This is a genomic window from Staphylococcus sp. GDY8P47P, from assembly GCF_016892225.1.
Taxonomy (GTDB): Bacteria; Bacillota; Bacilli; order Staphylococcales; family Staphylococcaceae; genus Staphylococcus; species Staphylococcus borealis.
Genome location: NZ_JAFENV010000017.1, coordinates 125,511 through 143,700 on the forward strand (window position 1 = coordinate 125,511; position 18,190 = coordinate 143,700).

At 32.5% G+C, this 18,190-nt stretch carries 16 protein-coding genes; 2 read left to right on the plus strand and 14 right to left on the minus strand.

The features are described from left to right. Positions 1-158 precede the first annotated feature (158 nt). The 5 genes from JVV30_RS07575 to JVV30_RS07595 all read right to left on the minus strand — a co-directional run bounded on the left by JVV30_RS07575 (position 159) and on the right by JVV30_RS07595 (position 5,154). Positions 159-647 carry a cupin domain-containing protein gene (locus JVV30_RS07575; RefSeq protein WP_070854495.1) on the minus strand — a complete coding sequence of 163 codons (489 nt, stop codon included), beginning with the start codon at positions 645-647 and terminating at the stop codon, positions 159-161. After that, complete coding sequence (locus tag JVV30_RS07580) at positions 647-1,363, minus strand: YebC/PmpR family DNA-binding transcriptional regulator (RefSeq protein ID WP_053030638.1); 717 nt, start codon at positions 1,361-1,363, stop codon at positions 647-649. The genes JVV30_RS07575 and JVV30_RS07580 overlap by 1 nt, the downstream gene beginning before the upstream one ends. Before the next feature lie 150 nt (positions 1,364-1,513). Next, positions 1,514-1,873, minus strand: a complete 360-nt coding sequence (locus JVV30_RS07585) for a transcriptional regulator, SarA/Rot family (protein ID WP_053030640.1) — start codon at positions 1,871-1,873, stop codon at positions 1,514-1,516. A 134-nt stretch (positions 1,874-2,007) separates the two neighbouring features. Then, on the minus strand, positions 2,008-4,170 hold the full coding sequence (locus JVV30_RS07590) for a helix-turn-helix transcriptional regulator (protein WP_204193931.1): 2,163 nt from the start codon (positions 4,168-4,170) through the stop codon (positions 2,008-2,010). Between the two features lie 324 nt (positions 4,171-4,494). Then, positions 4,495-5,154: a Bax inhibitor-1/YccA family protein gene (locus JVV30_RS07595; RefSeq protein WP_070854497.1), complete on the minus strand. Its 660-nt coding sequence runs from the start codon at positions 5,152-5,154 to the stop codon at positions 4,495-4,497. Positions 5,155-5,650: 496 nt separating this feature from the next. On the opposite strand from JVV30_RS07595, the gene JVV30_RS07600 reads away from it, so the two are divergent. Further along, positions 5,651-6,469 (plus strand): LysM peptidoglycan-binding domain-containing protein, encoded by an 819-nt coding sequence (locus JVV30_RS07600; protein WP_053030645.1) that lies wholly within the window; start codon positions 5,651-5,653, stop codon positions 6,467-6,469. Between the two features lie 467 nt (positions 6,470-6,936). Here the strand turns inward: JVV30_RS07600 and JVV30_RS07605 are convergent, their stop codons facing one another. The 7 genes from JVV30_RS07605 to JVV30_RS07635 all read right to left on the minus strand — a co-directional run bounded on the left by JVV30_RS07605 (position 6,937) and on the right by JVV30_RS07635 (position 14,265). Beyond that, a complete protein-coding gene (locus tag JVV30_RS07605) occupies positions 6,937-7,941 on the minus strand; it encodes an inorganic phosphate transporter (protein WP_053030648.1) in 1,005 nt (334 codons plus the stop codon). 14 nt (positions 7,942-7,955) lie between these two features. Beyond that, on the minus strand, positions 7,956-8,573 hold the full coding sequence (locus JVV30_RS07610) for a DUF47 domain-containing protein (RefSeq protein ID WP_204193932.1): 618 nt from the start codon (positions 8,571-8,573) through the stop codon (positions 7,956-7,958). A gap of 273 nt (positions 8,574-8,846) precedes the next feature. Beyond that, complete coding sequence (locus JVV30_RS07615; protein WP_070854498.1) at positions 8,847-10,736, minus strand: ABC transporter permease; 1,890 nt, start codon at positions 10,734-10,736, stop codon at positions 8,847-8,849. Further along, positions 10,726-11,487: an ABC transporter ATP-binding protein gene (locus tag JVV30_RS07620; RefSeq protein WP_070854499.1), complete on the minus strand. Its 762-nt coding sequence runs from the start codon at positions 11,485-11,487 to the stop codon at positions 10,726-10,728. Before JVV30_RS07620 ends, JVV30_RS07615 begins: the two co-directional genes overlap by 11 nt. Before the next feature lie 132 nt (positions 11,488-11,619). Then, positions 11,620-12,660 (minus strand): sensor histidine kinase, encoded by a 1,041-nt coding sequence (locus tag JVV30_RS07625; protein ID WP_070854500.1) that lies wholly within the window; start codon positions 12,658-12,660, stop codon positions 11,620-11,622. Beyond that, a complete protein-coding gene (graR, locus tag JVV30_RS07630) occupies positions 12,653-13,327 on the minus strand; it encodes a response regulator transcription factor GraR/ApsR (protein ID WP_053030655.1) in 675 nt (224 codons plus the stop codon). Before graR ends, JVV30_RS07625 begins: the two co-directional genes overlap by 8 nt. Positions 13,328-13,341: 14 nt before the next feature. Next, positions 13,342-14,265: an NAD(P)H-binding protein gene (locus tag JVV30_RS07635; RefSeq protein WP_204193933.1), complete on the minus strand. Its 924-nt coding sequence runs from the start codon at positions 14,263-14,265 to the stop codon at positions 13,342-13,344. A gap of 111 nt (positions 14,266-14,376) precedes the next feature. Between JVV30_RS07635 and JVV30_RS07640 the strand changes: the two genes are divergently transcribed. Continuing rightward, on the plus strand, positions 14,377-14,883 hold the full coding sequence (locus JVV30_RS07640) for a GNAT family N-acetyltransferase (RefSeq protein WP_053030658.1): 507 nt from the start codon (positions 14,377-14,379) through the stop codon (positions 14,881-14,883). Between the two features lie 445 nt (positions 14,884-15,328). Here JVV30_RS07640 and JVV30_RS07645 read toward each other — a convergent pair whose 3' ends face one another. Both JVV30_RS07645 and JVV30_RS07650 read right to left on the minus strand, forming a co-directional pair. After that, positions 15,329-16,375, minus strand: a complete 1,047-nt coding sequence (locus tag JVV30_RS07645; protein WP_070854502.1) for an alpha/beta hydrolase — start codon at positions 16,373-16,375, stop codon at positions 15,329-15,331. Positions 16,376-16,633: 258 nt separating this feature from the next. After that, positions 16,634-17,701, minus strand: a complete 1,068-nt coding sequence (locus tag JVV30_RS07650) for a YkvI family membrane protein (RefSeq protein ID WP_053030662.1) — start codon at positions 17,699-17,701, stop codon at positions 16,634-16,636. Between the last annotated feature and the right edge of the window lie 489 nt (positions 17,702-18,190).

The following is an 18,190-nucleotide window of genomic DNA, read 5'->3' on the forward strand; positions in this document are numbered from 1 at the left end:
GCTTTGCTTGTAGAATTTCCTAGTGAAATTCTCTTTGTTGGGGCCCCTGACTAGAACTGAGAAAAGGTTGATTCAAGCGCCTTCTCAGTTCAGTCAGCTACTGCGAATTTGCTATATAGCATTATTATATTATTTATGTCTCAGACTGTTTTTATGATTTATTTATTTATATCTAATAAGGCATACTGTTGAATCAACTTCTTATGTTGAGGATATAAATGCATTAACGTCTCTTGTGTAAACAATTCAAAGTGATTAAATTCAAATGCTGGTTGACACATACAACCTACTAAACTGTATCCTTCTCTGTCTATTAAACTTGAAGCAAAAATTGTATCTTTAGGTACCTTATACTGAAGTACTTGTCCTTCTTCAATTGCAGGTCCTAATTGAACACTTTCATAGTCGCCATCAGGTGTAATCATATGAATCGTTAATGATTCACCTGCATGGTAGTACCATACTTCATCTGCGTCGATACGATGAAAATGAGAAATATCACCTGTCTTCAGTAAGAAATAAATACTACTAAAAGGCGCACGTTGTGCTTCATCCGTTGATTCTCGAATGGTTTCTTTGAAATAACCACCTTCTGGATGAGGCGTAAGATCAAGTTGTTTAATCCAATCATCTGCGTGTTTTTTCATTATTTTAAGTCCACATTGTGGAAGACATTTTGAACATCTTCAAGATCTTCGAGTGCATCAATTAATTTCTCAAATGTTGCTTGGTCATCTTCCGATAATTCAATATCAGTTTGTGGTAACATTTCGAATTCAGCAACTTTAAAATCTTCTACGCCTGTTTCACGTAACGCATCTTGAACTTGAGCAAATTGGTCCGGTTCCGCATAGACAATTGTAAGATCTCCATCTTCAATAACATCTCTAACATCGACATCTTGTTCCATTAATGCCTCTAAAACGTCATCTGCTGACTTACCTTCAATTCCGAATGTCGCAGTATGATCAAACATATAAGCGACTGAACCTGATACGCCCATATTACCGCCATTTTTACCGAAAGCTGCTCTAACATCTGAAGCCGTACGGTTTACATTATTTGTTAAGGCATCTACGATAAGCATTGAACCACTTGGTCCGAACCCTTCATAACGTAAGTGGTCGAAATTTTCATCACCAGCACCTTTAGCTTTGTCTATAGCTCTATCGATAATATGATTTGGTACTGAGTAAGTCTTAGCTCTCTCAAGTACTAATCTTAACGCTTGGTTAGATTCAGGATCTGGCTCACCAGATTTAGCTGCTACATAAATTTCTTTACCAAATTTTGCATATATTCTACTTGTATTTTTATCTTTTTGGGCCTTTTTTTCTTTAATATTGTTCCATTTACGTCCCATAATGTCATCTCGCTTTCATACTCAATAATCCTTATTATATAGCATTAACAAAGCATTGTCTAAAATGGAATCCATTTTATGATGAATCAAATTAAAAGAAAAAATACTGACAAAACGACTTTGTCAGCACTCTTTGTTTAACATATTAAATTAAATATCTAAAAATTCTTCAACATCATTGAATAAAGCATCGAAATTTTTAATATTTTTTTCATCCATGTAGATAAATATTTTTCTTTCATCTTCAGTGGATCGAACCTTACTTAATCTTTCCTTTTCTATAAGTCGTCGAATTGATACTAACAATTTGGTTCTACTTAACTCCAACTCACTAATTGCTATTTTTAGAAACTTTTGCATTAACATTTGATCATTAGCAATATATTCATGAGCAAGTTTTAGTAAAGCTAAATCATTTAATGTCAACTTATATTGTTTATCTATATACTCTGACAATGCTTTATACTGTTTATAGAATTCTAGCAATTTATTTAATTTGTCATTATTCAATGCTTCTTGCACCTCCAAATATAAGCAGACAACTTAATTACTATTATCCTTTATATTTGTAAGTATGTCCTATAACTTTGTTTAGAAATTTTTGTCTAATTTACTAACAAAGTTAAATATAGTTGTGTAAAACATTATTTATTATTTCGTGACTCTTTGAGAATCTTAACGACGTATAAAGCATTGTAATTGAGGTTAATTTGAAGTGGTTCTTTTTTGAAATTGTGTTCTACGAGTTTTAATGTAGGATGAATGTGATAATCCATTTTTCTTAAAAAACGTTTCGACCATTTATATTTTTTCCTAATATGCTTTGAAATAAGATGATTAATATTGCCGTTGTAGTCATCAATAAGCTGAATCTTGACTAAATACGTATCCTTTAACGCGTCATCGTTAAAATCAATAAACACGTCTGTTTGGTCATAATTGACTTGCAATGACTCATTCTCTAACACGCGCCAATCATAGATGAAAATCGTATAGTGCGCTTCATCATCAATTAAGATGTAGTTTTCATTAAATAATTTAGGCTTCGTACTAATTTCAAGCAACTGATCCACTATTGTGCCTAAAATGGATTTAAATCCATTTTCGTCGAATATGTGCAGCGCATTAAATTGTCTATTATGATGCTTGAAATCGAAGCCAATGCCATTAAAGTAAGAAGCTGTTCTTACAAATGTTTCTATTAATAAAGGTGCGCTATTATTCAAATCATTATATTTACTATTTAAAAATTTATGATTTTCAAAATTTAAAAATATTATCTTCTGATTCTCTAAATCAATTTGTTTTAGAATTTGTCGGATATTTTGATAGCGTACTATATTTTTAACTAATAAGTGCTCATTTTGTTCAATTAGATATGGCATTTTCAGTTGCGCATTATCAATATATAAAAATTTAAAATTAATACGTTTGATTTGTGATTCTAGCGTTTTAAACAAGACTGGGTCATTTAACAATTTACTTATTTCTAAACCGAATGAAAATTGTTGGGTCTTATGCTGTATCTTTAAAATGACGCGATAGATAGATTTTAAATTTAACTCCTCTAAATCAAATACAAGCTCTAATTTATGATTACCAGTCGTAGGCAGTTGATGTTCTCTGAAGTAGTCTGCTACATCCTCATAATTTGACTCTAAAAAATCTGTTAACCCTAAATCTTCTAATCTAAAGACCACATTTAACCCATTACGAATAATATATTCAAATAAGCGTTGTCTCTCATTCTTAGTCATTTGATCTTTAATATCACGCATATCTACATTAAGGTAAAACTTCAATGTTGTTTTGCCAAAAGACAATGGTCGCGCAAAATCTTGAAGAAAAAGTAACCTGATTTCTTCAATTGTATTAACTTGAATGACTAAATAATATGGATTGACAACCGAACCAACCGTTGAATCTGCATAAATTTTATGTTCATCATGTTGGTTATAATATTGTTGCTTCGTTTTAATCAAATGTCGTATATCCTTCAAGCTAGTATCATTCAATGTTTCATAATCCATGTAAATTGTTTTGTTGAATTTATCACAGTATCGGTATTCATTAGGCGTCATGCCGACATGATTTTTAAAGGATTTTGAATAACTTGAGGCATTACTAAAACCTACTTTTTCACTTATGAGACTGATTGTATTTTCCGTAGTTAACAACCATTCAAATGAATTTGCAATTTTCAAAGTATCGACATAGGTTTTAAAGCCCATATTTAACAATTGGTTAAATTGTGCTGAAAGATTGGATTTAGAAGTGAATAATTGTGATGCAATACCAGTTAATGTTATTTTTTTATTAATATTTTGATTAATATATTCTAGTACATCGCTTAACTCTCCGTAATAAGAAAAGTTATATTGATGATTAGCAATCATCTTTTCAATTGCCCCTTCTTTCCCAATAATATCGACAATAGAAGTGATGTGTGTCGTATCATCAGAAATGGCGTCAACATTTAAAGCGTTTAGTGCTATATGTAGTAACAAACGTTTGATTGCGCTGGTTGATTTTACTAAATTAGTCGAATATTTATAATTAAAAAATTCAAAACCTCGATCTCTAAACCAGTCACTAGCGATGTATAGCATCAGTGTTTTTTTATTTTCTATAATTGAAAAAATATCTGTGTTATTGATGACGTAAATATCATTTTCGACGCTAACAGTTTTAGTAAAGTGCTGAAGTTTAAGTTGACCTTCAATTGGAAACAACAGAATAATACCGTCTTGGCAACGTGTCATTTTGTATTCATGTTTAGTCAATATATGAACATAGGTATTAGCCATTGATTAACCTCTTTCTTATTCATGATCGTCTTTCTAAATGTTGTACTATTTCTTCTTTTGGTATCTTAGCACTATCACAGTGATTAAATGTAAATTTATCACAACACGATAAACAAATCAAAAATACATTTTTTTATAAATTAATTACTTTTTATTATTTATTTAAATTATGAATTTGATAAAAAAGATGCCTCGTTATTGCTCAATAATTCAATCATGTGTTTAGTAATGCGATCAATCATACAATTACTAAACAAATTAAAATCATTAAATACAATACGAAGACATCTCAAATGTATAGTTTCTCATTATATGTGTTTTTATTTAATTTTTAAAGCGATTTGCAAGTCTTAATACATCTTTTATAATATTTAATAAATTGATAAATAGATTAAAACCCATTTCGCGAGGTGAGAAATTCCCTCGTTTCATACGATTGAAATCATACAAGGTATATAGTAAGAATAATATTAGACCTACCGCTGTGATAACGGTATGATATATCGGATTATTGATGAACATACCAATTAATCCAGCAATAATTAACGCAATTAATGCGACAAATAAATATTTACCAATACTTGAGGCATCATTGATTATAAAATAGCCCAAAATACCGAAAACAATGAACGCTCCAATTGCCAATAGGACATTTTTATAAAAGACCTCTGGCCCTAAATTTTGCATATAAGTTGTAAACGTAGCGTATGATAAAAGACCCACAAGTATGGCGTAAATATGCGAAATGATCAACCCATATTTACGTGCCCGTTGAATAAATAATGTTGCTAATATTAATACCAATAGTGCTATGGATAAAGGACGTCTCCATTCCATAGGTAAATACTGTCCAAAGTAACATCCAATTCCAAATATAATCCAATAATACATAAAATAGAGCCATACTTTACCATAAGCATGTGATTGACCTTTCTCTTGATGCTTCCGATTCACATGTTGTGCATTATTGTACGTCTGAGACATATTTTAAATCTCTCCTTATTAACTATCCCTTTTTCAATTCGATTGTATCGCATTCTAATTACTTTTCAAAAATAAATCATTTACGATTGATATATTTTCTACAATTACATTACTAATAACCATTAATTTAAGTACAAAAAATATACGTCACAACTAAGTTTAATACAATCTTAAAGCCTGTTGTTAAGCCATTTTGAGTTAAATTTACTTAAATTAGTTGTTCTAACATCTCATCAAAATATTACAATTTACTTAATTTTAAAAATGAAATCCATGAGCAAATGTTAGCTGAATCCTATCATATCAACGGATTGGACGGTTTTACACAATCAATGACAAATATTAACAATGTTACAAGATAATAACAACGCCCACAGTGTGTCACATTTTTGATAGTATGAATACGTGATATATGTGAATGAATATATAAGGTAATGAATAGTTTAGGAATAAATTAATTAAAAATATAATGAATTTTCTCAAGGAGGACATTTAGTTGAAAAAGTTAGCAGTCGCAGCTTCTGTCGCAACCGGAGCAGTTGCAGTATTATCAAACCATAATGCTGAAGCATCAACACAACATACTGTAAAATCCGGCGAGTCGCTATGGAGCATCGCTAGTAAATATAATACATCTGTAGATAGTATTAAGAAGAGTAACAACCTTTCTAACAATATGATTTTCCCTGGCCAAGTTATTACTATTGGGGGCAGCAGTAATAATGCTAATAATGCCAGTTCAAACGCAACAACTTCTTCATCATATTACACAGTAAAATCTGGCGATTCTTTATATGCAATTGCTAGTAAGAATGGTGTATCGGTCAATGCATTAATGAAGGCCAATAACTTATCAGGTTATTTAATAACACCAAATCAACAATTAAAAATACCAAATGGTTCAGCAAATACACCTACTGAAACAAATCCGAATACAACGAATAACGGTGGCGGAAGTGGCGGTTATGCTAGCCCATCATTCAATCATCAAAACTTATATACTGCTGGTCAATGTACATGGTATGTATTCGACCGTCGTGCGCAAGCTGGTAAACCAATTAGTACTTATTGGTCAGATGCTAAATATTGGGCAGGCAACGCAGCAGCAGATGGTTACACAGTAGATCATAATGCAACTGTTGGTTCAATTATGCAATCAACTACAGGCTACTATGGCCATGTGGCTTATGTTGAACGTGTTAATGCAGATGGTAGCATCTTAATTTCAGAAATGAATTATGCTAATGGCCCATATAACACAAATACAAGAACCATTCCTGCATCTGTAGTTTCAAGCTACAATTTCATTCACTAAATAATATAATATTGCTATCTTGTGGATGGTCACCCTATCATAGAGAACTTCATCAACAAATTCTACAAGCTAAGTAAGCTAGGAGTGGAACAGCGTTTTAAAATTCTGTTCCACTCCTTTTGTGTTCTATAAAAAATACGTGGCAACAACACACCATTGTAATAATTTGATTTGACAACCTGTAACTTTTATTTAAGTTTTATATTCTATCATAATAAACGCATACTTAGATTAGACTTACTAACTTAATTCATCTAAATGATTTAGCATATAAGTAAGACACTTTAAAATGAACATTCAGTTAGCAATACTTTAAAGAATGTCTTTATAACCAAATCCCCCTCCCTATCTCAGGACGTACATAAAAAACTGCCTACAAAGTCAAAGACTTTATAGGCAGTTTGAAAAGGGTGAGACGACGAATTTAATAAGTATTCTGTCCCACTCCCTAACACTTAATTATTTAATTATAAGAAAATGTTCATAACTAAGAAAATCAAAGCAGCTAAAATAGCTGAGATTGGTAATGTAATAACCCATGTAATAATCATACGTTGTGCAGTGTTCCATTTAACACCTTTAGCTCTGTTAGAAGCACCAACACCAAGAATTGATGATGATACAACGTGTGTTGTAGATAATGGGAAGTGTAATGATGATGCTACAAATATTGTTAATGCTGATGATAAGTCAGCTGCAGCACCGTTAGCTGGGCGGATTTTCATAATGTTTCCACCTACAGTTTTAATAATCTTCCATCCACCAATGGCAGTACCTAGACCCATTGCAGTTGCACAGGCAACTTTTACCCATAAAGCTGGTTCAACATTCGATGGATCTTGAATATTGGCTACAATTAAAGCTAATGTAATGATACCCATTGATTTTTGTGCATCATTCGTACCGTGTGAGAACGATTGTAATGCTGCAGTAAATACTTGGAAGAATCGGAAATTACGATTCGCTCTAGTAAGGTTAGCATTTTTAAAGACAATTTTAACAATCGTGTACATAATGAATCCGACACAAAATGCAATAATTGGTGAAATGATTAAAACAATAATAATCTTAGTGAAACCTTGATAATGAAGTACACCAAATCCTTGTGCTGCAATCGCTGCACCTGCGATTGAACCTATCAACGCATGAGATGATGAACTTGGTATACCATAATACCATGTTAATAAGTTCCAAATAATTGCGGCTAATATTGCGGCTAATACAACGACTAACCCATTTTGTAATTTAAATGGATCAACAATATCTTTCGTTATTGTACCGGCAACACCAGTGAAAGTTAGCGCACCAACAAAGTTCATAATTGCCGCTAAAAAGATAGCAGTTCTAGGCGTTAAGGCACGTGTTGATACTGCTGTAGCAATCGCATTGGCTGTATCATGGAAGCCATTGATAAAGTCAAAGATTAAAGAAAATATTACGATAGCTATAGTGATAATTAATACATATTCCATAAATTAAAACTCCCTTAGCTATTTTTCATAATAATCGTTTCGAAATTATTTGCCACAACTTGACATTTATCTGCGATTTCTTCCATGCTTTCATAAATATCTTTTATTTTAATAAGTGTGATTGGATCAGTTTCGCTGTTAAAGATGTGTTTAATAGATTGACGTAAAATGCCATCACAGTTTGTTTCAAATTCTTTAATGTTAATAGAATGAATGCGCATGTGTGATAATTTTTTCTCTACTAATAAACCAACAGCTAATTTCATTTCTGCTACTGCTTTTTGAATATTTTCTACGAATTCTGCCATGTATTCATCTGTATATTCAATTGAATACATTTCGAACATTGATGATGTTTCTTCCATAGCGTCTAGCACATCATCAATTGCATTACATAAAGATAGGATATCTTCACGTTCAATTGGTGTAATAAATGTTTGATTTAAATCCGTAATGACTTGATGCATTAATTCGTCACCATGTGACTCATAAGTCTTGATATTATCAGAATAAGCTTTTAAATCTAAGTGCGTATTGAAATCCATTTTCCCGAATTCAACTGCAGCACGGTCCAAGTTAAATACCATTTCCTCTAATTGAACCATGAACTTATCCTTTTTCTTAGTAAACATTATAAAGCCTCCATTATAGCGATCGTTTCCAATCACGTTGTAAATTTTTATTATTGTAAGACAACTTTAGATAAAGGATACATTTACAATAAGAACTTTTCAAAAGTCTTTTTCAGACTATTTGTAAATTTTATGTAAATATAATGTTTTACTGTTATTCACGTAATACTCCATTACTGAATTTGTCCCTATTTGAAAATATCACAAAATTTACATAACCACAATTACATTTACAAATTCTTTACAAATACGAAATATTAGAAAAATATTAGCTTAAATTGAGTGATTAATTGTACGTTTAGAATGGTTATATGCGATAACTGCAAAAATGCTGTAAATGATTGAGTAAATACCCATTACGACAAAAATCGGCACTTGATTATCAAAACCTATGATCTTCATAAAGACCACAGCAGCAAAGTATGAATGCAACAAGGCAATAATCAATGGTATACCAAAGTTAAATGCCACTTTAAGCTTTAATCCTTTGGCCATATCTTTTTGAATGAATCCTAATTTGCGTAATACTGAATAGCTTTCCAACTCATCTTCTGTTTCATCAATTTGTTTAATGTAAATAATACATCCTGTGGCAATCAAGAATGCAATGCCTAAAAATGACGTTACAAACAGTAATATGCCAGTTAAACTGGATACTTCACTAACGACTTCACTACGCGTTTGCACATCACTGTTGAGATCTTTCGTAATGCTTTCAAGTTTCGGAATATCTCTATTATGTTGTAAATCAAAGCCATATTGTGAAACGATATATTTACGATTCGCATGTGTTTTCAAGTAATTATAATCGGTATCATTCAATACTAGTGTAGGACCACCTAAATCAATACTTTGTTTAAAATAAATTTTGTCCATCACTTTATGCAATTTAATATTCACGTGATATTTTTTAGTTCCAATAGAAGCCGTACCATTTGATTTATGCTTCGATAACTCTTGAATTAAACCTTCAGGCATAATTAAATTTGCTTCACCTTTTTCTAAAGAAACATTTGGAAAATATTTTTCGCTCGTTACAGTAACTGCATAGGGTTGTATCTGACTATTGTCAAATAACTGATCTTTATATAGTTGAGAATATACGACTTGTTTAAAATCATAACGATAAGGAATATGATGGCGACTTAATTCAAATCCTAATTCATTTGCAAGTTTCTCTTCTTTTAGCGTAACTTCATGGGGTGATTCTAAAAGCACTTCATTTGCCAAAGAACCTCTACTAATCGCAGCGAAACATAAAACTGATACAGTAATTGCTGAGATGATAGCCATTACAGTCAATGAAAATGCATTTTTTCTAATTCGAAACATGAGTGATGACGTGAAAATAACATCATTTACAGTCATATTTCCGCCTTTAAAGTATCTAATCATCTTCAATATGAGTGATATCGTACTTCGAAAGAAAAAATAAGTTCCTAAAACAGTTACAATTAAAATGACAAATGGTAGTATGACATCATCCACAATCTCAACAAAGCGCGTTGATAAATAATATCCCGTCAATATTAGCACAACGCCTAAGATACCTAATATAACTTCTCCTAATGTAAGCGTGATATGACTATCTTCTTTACTATCTTGAAAGTCCATCAAACTTTTAATTGAGGATTTACTTAAATAAATAGATGCTTGGATAATGATGAGTATATAGGCAATGACAAGTATAAATAATGTTTGTGCAATCGCTTGAAAACTAAAAATGAATGATACAGATGTATGTATACCTAATAATTTCAACACAATCATTAGTAGTATTTTCGAGCCCAAAATGCCAATAATCATACCTAATAATGCAGTTATAATAAAAATAAATAACTGCTCAAGCATTAGCATGTAAATAATACTTTTTTTGCCTAAACCAATCGTTTGCAATAACCCGAATTCATAACTCCGTCGTTTAATAAACAACATATTTGTATACATGATAAATACGACAATGATGATAAATAAAAAATAACTTCCCACTTGTGTACCTTGACGTATCATTGACAAAGACTGGTGCACATTTAAGTGATGTACATATTTGATCGTAATAAAACTAAAGAACAACACGATACTTAATACAAGTGAAAAGATATAAATTGCGTAATGAATAATATTTTGTTGAAAGTTCTTCCATATAATATGACTAAAACTCATACATCATGCCACCTAAGATACTTTGTGCACGTAGAATTTCTCTGTGAAAGACGTTTTTATCATCTTCACCTTGATATATTTCAGTAAAAACTTGTCCATCTTTCAACATAATCACACGCTCTGAGAAACTTGCTGCTAATGGGTCATGCGTGACCATCACTATCGTCGCATTATAGAGTTCATTAATTTTTTGAAAACGTTGCAACAAATCTCGAGTATTTTTGGAATCAAGTGCGCCAGTAGGTTCATCCGCAAAAATAATCTTTGGATATGTAATAAATGCACGTGCAGCTGACGTTCTTTGTCGTTGTCCACCTGAAATTTCTGACGGATACTTATCACTAATTTCAAATATATTTAACGCCTTTGTGATACGTTGATAGCGCTCATTCATTTCGCTTTTATCTAGCTTCTGAACGGATAAAGGTAACATGATGTTCTCTTTGACCGTTAGTGTATGTAGCAAATTATATTCTTGAAATATAAATCCAATATCTTTTTTTCTGATGTCAGACAATGCTTTGTTAGACAATTTTTCTAATTGTTGACCGTCTAAAATAATAGAACCGTGTGTTAAATAGTCAATTGAACTTAATACATTCAATAAGGTTGTTTTGCCTGATCCCGAGGGCCCCATGATAGCAACAAACTCTCCCGCTTCAATTGACAGGTCAATATCTTTTAATACTTCTTGTTTAGTTTGCTTGTTACCATAGGTTTTGGCTATTTGCTTTGCCTGTAATATTGTCACGTTAATCGTTCACCTCGTCATTCAATATATCTGCGTGCGCGTTTATTTTAGTGATTTCGCACTTATTTAGTCAGTTTAATTATAAAAGTAATTACAATTGATGAAATGAAGATGGAGTAACAAATCAACGTTTTAAGGTAACATTGTTGTCACTTGCGTCATACGCGCCATTAATTCATTTTGTTTCGGAAAAGTTAAAACAAATGTAGTCCCTTGCCCTACGGTAGACGTAACACGAACATCGATACCTAACTGTTCCTTAACGCTGTTTACCAAATACAGTCCAATACCCGAAGATGTCGTTTCATTACGATTCGCAGTCGAAGTGAAACCACGCTCAAATATACGTGGTAAATCTTTGTGACTAATCCCTCTACCAAAGTCTTTAATTTCTAATGCCACATGATCATCCTTTATAAAAGAGCGGATAACAATATCCTGGCCTTGTGAATATTTCAAAGAATTAGATAAAATTTGACGAATCATCATGCGACACCACTTGACATCTGTATATACATCTAAGTTTGTCTCAAAATTCAAATCATAACCTATACCCTTAGCCTGACTAATATGACGTGTCAATTGAATCTCATCGATGACCAGTCGTTTCAACGCAGTTTCTTCAAAATACATATCTCTATTTTTAGACTCTAATCGAGTTAAATACAGTTGTTTATCTAATAACTCATTAATACGTGCCCACTCATATAATAATGCCTTTTTACGGGTACCTTCTGCTTCTTGGTCAATTAACAACTTCATCGCTGTTACAGGCGTTTTAATATCATGCACAAATTCAGTTAAAGATTGTTCCGTCATTTTGATATGTAATTGCTGCTCAACTACACGTTCTTTTTGACTTGTTAATTTACGGTAAAGGTAATTAACAACTTCCCGTTGAAACGGATCTTCAGCCAAATCTTTGTGCTTAATTTCTTCAATTTCCTTATTATTATATAAATGTTGATATAACTTAACTTCTTTCAAAAAGGTAAAAACTAAAAATAGTACAGTAAGACCAAGATTTAGCATTACAATAAAGCTGATACCTTCAATTGAGATATCATAATCAATATAAGCCATACCTAATAAAATCAAATGTAAAAACACAATCCAAAAAATCCAATTACTACGTGTTTTAAGGAATAACCAAAACCATTTCAAGTTACTCATGCGCCATGTAACCTTTACCTACTTTAGTTTCAATTTGCGTATCCATGCCAATATCAGCTAGCTTTTTACGCAAACGATTTACATTAACAGTTAGCGTATTATCACTTACAAAAGCTTCATCATCCCAAAGCGCAGTAATTAACGTATCTCTCGTAACAATTTGATTCTGCTTTTGAATTAACATTTCTAAAATAATCATTTCAGTCTTAGATAAATAGATCACTGCGTCGCCTTTTTGAATGCTATCCTTTGATAAGTCTACAAGCGCATCCTGCCAATTCAATGTTCGCTTTTCTTCTGCGCCAAATTCATAGACACGTCGATAAATCGCCTGCAGTTTGGCTATTAGCACGTTTGTATGGAATGGCTTTTGCATATAATCATCCGCACCTAATTCCATACTCATCACTTGGTCCATAGGATTATCGCGAGAAGATAAGAATAAGATTGGCACGTTAGATACTTGTCTAATCTTTCTACACCAATAAAATCCATCATATTTAGGTAATTGCACATCCATAATAACTATTTCTGGATTAGTTTCTTCATAAATATCCATTACTGCACTAAAATCATCTATTCCTGTCACGAAGAAATCCCAATGTTCGAGTTCTTTTTTCAATTCTTGAAATAGTGTTTGATCATCTTCTACTAATAATACTTGCATCACTTTATCACCTATTATTTTGTATATTTCATCTTTTCTCCAGATTGTACGCGTCCGTTAAAATGTTTAATACGGCAGTCAATTTCAAACCCTCGCATAATCAAGCCTTGTAACGGTGCTTGAACGAAGTAATATATTGGCCATAACAATTTCGGGATATAATCATATAAATGGATCATGACTAAGCGTGTACCTTTAATTTGTCTAAATTCTAATTTGCCTTGTTTCTTTTGATTACGTTTAATTATCGAACCTGAAATGAAATGTAACGTTATCAATCCTATATCGTCTTCAACTTTCTCCATTACTAATAGTGGTTTAGATTTTTTACGGGCATAAATGAAGTATCTGCCATTTTCTTGATACGTATGCATCAATGTACCACGTGTATCATTCAGCCATTTCATAAAGTAATCTACTAGATACGTCAATGTCCATTTCCTAGGTAATATCATTCGCATCGCTGTTCTGATATCATCGTATTTAGACATTTGTAATTCAGCGTTAATATGTGGACGTTTAATTTGAGTGTTTGTCTTTTCAACAGGAACACCGTAATTCTCTAAACGCTGTACTGTCTCACTATCAAATCGACTACCGCTTACATACACTATTTTAGACACACCTTGTTGCGCTGCCGCTCTAGCAAAGTTATCTGCTGCAATTAGATTTAAATCTCGCGCAGTTGCTTGCGTTAATTTCGCTGAGTTCTTGTTAGGGTCCAAATAATAAACCGCAATATCCATTCCTTCCATAGCCTTTACAACATCAGTATAACTATAAATATCTCTTTTCAACCATGTTATGCGATTATTATTTTCTTTTTTGGTATTAGGATATTTTGATAAAGCATAAATATGCGCTTCTTCTTGAATCAAATTACTTATATATTTGCCAATATAACCACTACCGCCTGCTAATAGCACATTTGGTTTCATTTTTGAAATTGCCCCTTTAGTTTAAAAAGTTTTTTATTTTATGTATATTTAAGAATTATTGCTATAATACCATGTAAGACACAATAGTTTATTAATTTGGGAGGAAGCCGTATGGCTCATATTATTCGTGAAATTAGTATAAAAGACGTTGAAGACTTTATAAAATTATTAAGCAAAATTTATGATGAATCTGAATACACACTATATAACCCTGGTGAATATACACCGAGCATTTCAAGCGTTAGCAATCACCTAGAACGCATTATCACTTCTCCAAGAAACACAGTTTACGTTGCAGAACAAGACGATCAATTGGTTGGTTATGCATTTATAACAACTGAAAATTACGAACGTAAACGTCACGAAGCGGTCATTACAATTGGTGTTAGACAGCTTTATCAGAAACACGGTATCGGTATGGCATTAGTAAACGCTGCTGAAGCTTGGTCGATTAACCATGATATTAGACGTATTGAAGCCTCTGTTGTTCCTGAAAATGCACGCGCAGTTGAACTCTTTAAAGCTTCAGGATTCAATATTGAAGGCGAATTAAAAGATAAATTGTACATTAACGGCCAATACTTCAATAAATATGTTATGGCCAAATTACTGATTTAATAATGATTTACCATCACTAATATTATACTCTAGTCATTATAATATTAAACTAGATTACTACAAAGTTAATTTAAATTTTCAATTACTTCTAAGATTTCAACACCATCATCGCTAATAAAATAGAGAAATAGGAGTGGGACAGAATTCTTTTAAATTCGTCGTCCCACCCCCGCAAGGATGACTAGAACTGAGAAAAGCTTTGTTAAAGCGCCTTCTCAGTTCAGTCAGCTACTGCGAATTTGCAAAATAGCTGCATTATATTATTTATGTCCCGGACTCGTCCTACTCCCACTGTTTTGGTTAGACATACCTTTTTATATAAACTATGCTCTAAACGCCTCAACACTATATAGTCATCATTGGACATTGGACATAAGCTATGATGTTATGCGTCACTCACACGCTTCCTCATTATCATGTAACTAATGCTAGCAGCACACCGCTTCTAATACGGAGATAAAGAAAAATGACTATCTGAACCTGTTGAACCATCAAATGGTGATTGGTAATTTTGTTCTACACCAGATGACGACGTATTTCTACTTAGGAAAGCAAGTACACGTTTCATATTCTCTTTAGATTCTGGTTTGTCTAGATGGAATTGATATTGATGATGTAAATGATGTGAACCATCATAAAACAATGTACTTACCGGTATATTCGCCTCTTTCAATTTGCGATAAAATTCAATGTTTTGACTATAGAAAGGATCCGCATCACCTACTGATAAATATGTTGAAGGATAATCCTTAGTCACTTGATTAATGGTTGACATTTGAGAAATATTTTTAAAATCAGTTTCCCAATGTGTTGCACCTGTATAACTATGCATAAACATTTGAATTCTTGGAAATTCAGTTTCTCTTACAGTCTTCATATCATAAAACCCACCGAAAAAGATAGCACCTTTAATTTGTGAGGGGGTAAAACGCTGTTCAAATCCCATTTCGTTTCGTAAAGTACTGTTTGTTTGCATCGCAACATATTGACTCGTTAGTTGTGCACCGGCAGAATCACCACCGATAATGACTTGGTTTAAATCGATTGGGAAACGGTCTTTATTATGCTTAATAAATTGAATGGCATCATCAAATTGAATAAGCGGTGTAGGATACTTATAGTTAGGCGCTAAAGCATAGTTAACGTTGACCACTACATATCCTTGCTCAACAATTTGAGATAGTAATGGATTTTTGTATTGTTTATCACCTGCAACATAGCCACCACCGTGCATCCAGAAGATAACCGGTAATTGAGTATCCTTATCTACATCATCAGGCATCATGATATCAAGTTGACTTTTAGGAAGATGATTATTGTATGTAATATTTTGAAATAGCTTGACGTTAGGGTTATTGATTTGAACTTTCTCACGCTGCTGTTTACGTTTCTCACTTTCTTGTTGGTGGTGATATAACCCTAAAGCAACTACGATACTGACGATCATAATTGTGACACCAGTAATCATCGCCCATTTTTTCTGAGTATTCATTCCTTATGATCCTTTCAATTGATTATAGACGGTTTGTCCGCTTTTTTAATAGAAAAAGGAGTGGGACAGAATTCTTTTTAAATTCGTTGTCCCACCCCCGCAAGGGTGACTAGAACTGAGAAAAGCTTGATTTATGCGCCTTCTCAGTTCAGTCAGCTACTGCGAATTTGCAAAAATAGCTTCATTATATTATTTATGTCCCAGCCTCTTTAACATTAAAACATTCAATTTAAATTGTAAAGTATAGCTGTTTTAAATCTAAGCGATATGGTCTTTATTATCACTCTTACGTAGATAATATTTAATTAATACTGCAACTACGATAAACAGACCGACAACACCCATGATGTTATAAAGGAAGTTAATTAAGTCTGCAAATCCTACAAAGCTTAGAATAAACGCTGCAACCATCATAACAGCAATGAAAATGTGATATTTTTTACTATATGGTTCTGTAAAACGTGCTGCAAATGAATAGCATAGTCCTAAAATTGTATTGTACATAACTGCTAACATAATGACAGTTAAAACAAGACCAATCCAAGGATGTATAGCATTAGCTAATGTTAATGTTGGAATTTCAACATTTTTAATTTTAGGATATTCAGATTGTAATGCAAAGTTGATTAAGGCTAATAAGATTGTGTAAATCACACCGCCAAACATTGCACCTCCACCTGAAATTTTACGTTTAGAAGCGTCGCCACCAATAGCAACAACCGTACTAAAGCCAACTGCAAAAGCTAGGCCTCCGTACATTAAGCCTCTAATTACACCCCAAAATGCACTTGTTTTATCAACTGTACTGTTAACTTCGTTTAATGGAACGCTACCTGCAAATAAGTAGTAAACGGCAATAAGGATTACCATAATAATTAAGAATGGTGTTACGATACCAAGCGCGCTCACAATTTTGTTGAAGTCTAATAATAATGTTAAATAAATGACAATCGTCATAATTAAGGCACCTAACCATGTAGGTATACCAAAACTCTCTTGGAATGTTGAACCAGAGCCTGCAATCATAGTAACTGCAATACCGAATAAAAAGAATACTAATATATAATCGAAGATTTTGCTAAACTTTTCTCCGAATAAATATTGTAATGTTGACTCATGGTTTGTAGCTTCAAACGCGGTACCTATTTTAGCTACTTGTCTACCAATGAAACCAAGAATTAAACCTGAAATAAGTACACCGATATATGACCATAAACCATATGGTGTAAAGAATTGCATAACTTCTTGTCCAGTTGAGAATCCGGCACCTACTACAATGCCGACATAGGCGAAACCAATTTTTACAGCTTCTTTATTTAATCCCATGCGAAAATATAACCTCCTTAAATTTGACACATTGTGCATTATAACGTACTACAAATAATATGCAACAGTGTATACTAGTTGCGACACGCCGTTTATCGGCTATAACCACTATGTTATATACGCTTATTAAAGATTTAAAATTTCTAAAAAAATTATTATTCTTACCTCATTTTCCATAAATAAGTAACTAAGCACATCGTAATTTATGTTACGTTTATGATAAATATCACATTAGAAAAAATGAATGAAGCATTATAATTGGGAATGTTTTAAAGCCCAAATTAATAGAATGCTTCCAAAATCAAAAATAAAAATCATCTACAACCAAAGGAAAGTTGATGTGGGGTCTGTTTTTGAATTTATGAAGGCTACCTTGGGTTTCACTTGAATGTCTGTACAATGGATATATAAAGTCAAAAGAGAACTAGGATTTGGGAGTGGGACAGAATTCTTTTAAATTCGTCGCACCCCCAACTTGCTTAGCTTGTA

Bases quoted from the DNA above. Each gene is read 5' to 3' on its own strand.
- JVV30_RS07575 (WP_070854495.1), bottom strand. From the start codon at position 647: ATGAAAAAACACGCAGATGATTGGATTAAACAACTTGATCTTACGCCT.
- JVV30_RS07590 (WP_204193931.1), bottom strand. From the start codon at position 4,170: ATGGCTAATACCTATGTTCATATATTGACTAAACATGAATACAAAATG.
- JVV30_RS07605 (WP_053030648.1), bottom strand. From the start codon at position 7,941: ATGGAATATGTATTAATTATCACTATAGCTATCGTAATATTTTCTTTA.
- JVV30_RS07615 (WP_070854498.1), bottom strand. From the start codon at position 10,736: ATGAGTTTTAGTCATATTATATGGAAGAACTTTCAACAAAATATTATT.
- JVV30_RS07625 (WP_070854500.1), bottom strand. From the start codon at position 12,660: ATGAGTAACTTGAAATGGTTTTGGTTATTCCTTAAAACACGTAGTAAT.
- JVV30_RS07580 (WP_053030638.1), bottom strand. From the start codon at position 1,363: ATGGGACGTAAATGGAACAATATTAAAGAAAAAAAGGCCCAAAAAGAT.
- JVV30_RS07595 (WP_070854497.1), bottom strand. From the start codon at position 5,154: ATGTCTCAGACGTACAATAATGCACAACATGTGAATCGGAAGCATCAA.
- JVV30_RS07650 (WP_053030662.1), bottom strand. From the start codon at position 17,701: ATGGGATTAAATAAAGAAGCTGTAAAAATTGGTTTCGCCTATGTCGGC.
- JVV30_RS07645 (WP_070854502.1), bottom strand. From the start codon at position 16,375: ATGAATACTCAGAAAAAATGGGCGATGATTACTGGTGTCACAATTATG.
- graR (WP_053030655.1), bottom strand. From the start codon at position 13,327: ATGCAAGTATTATTAGTAGAAGATGATCAAACACTATTTCAAGAATTG.
- JVV30_RS07640 (WP_053030658.1), top strand. From the start codon at position 14,377: ATGGCTCATATTATTCGTGAAATTAGTATAAAAGACGTTGAAGACTTT.
- JVV30_RS07635 (WP_204193933.1), bottom strand. From the start codon at position 14,265: ATGAAACCAAATGTGCTATTAGCAGGCGGTAGTGGTTATATTGGCAAA.
- JVV30_RS07610 (WP_204193932.1), bottom strand. From the start codon at position 8,573: ATGTTTACTAAGAAAAAGGATAAGTTCATGGTTCAATTAGAGGAAATG.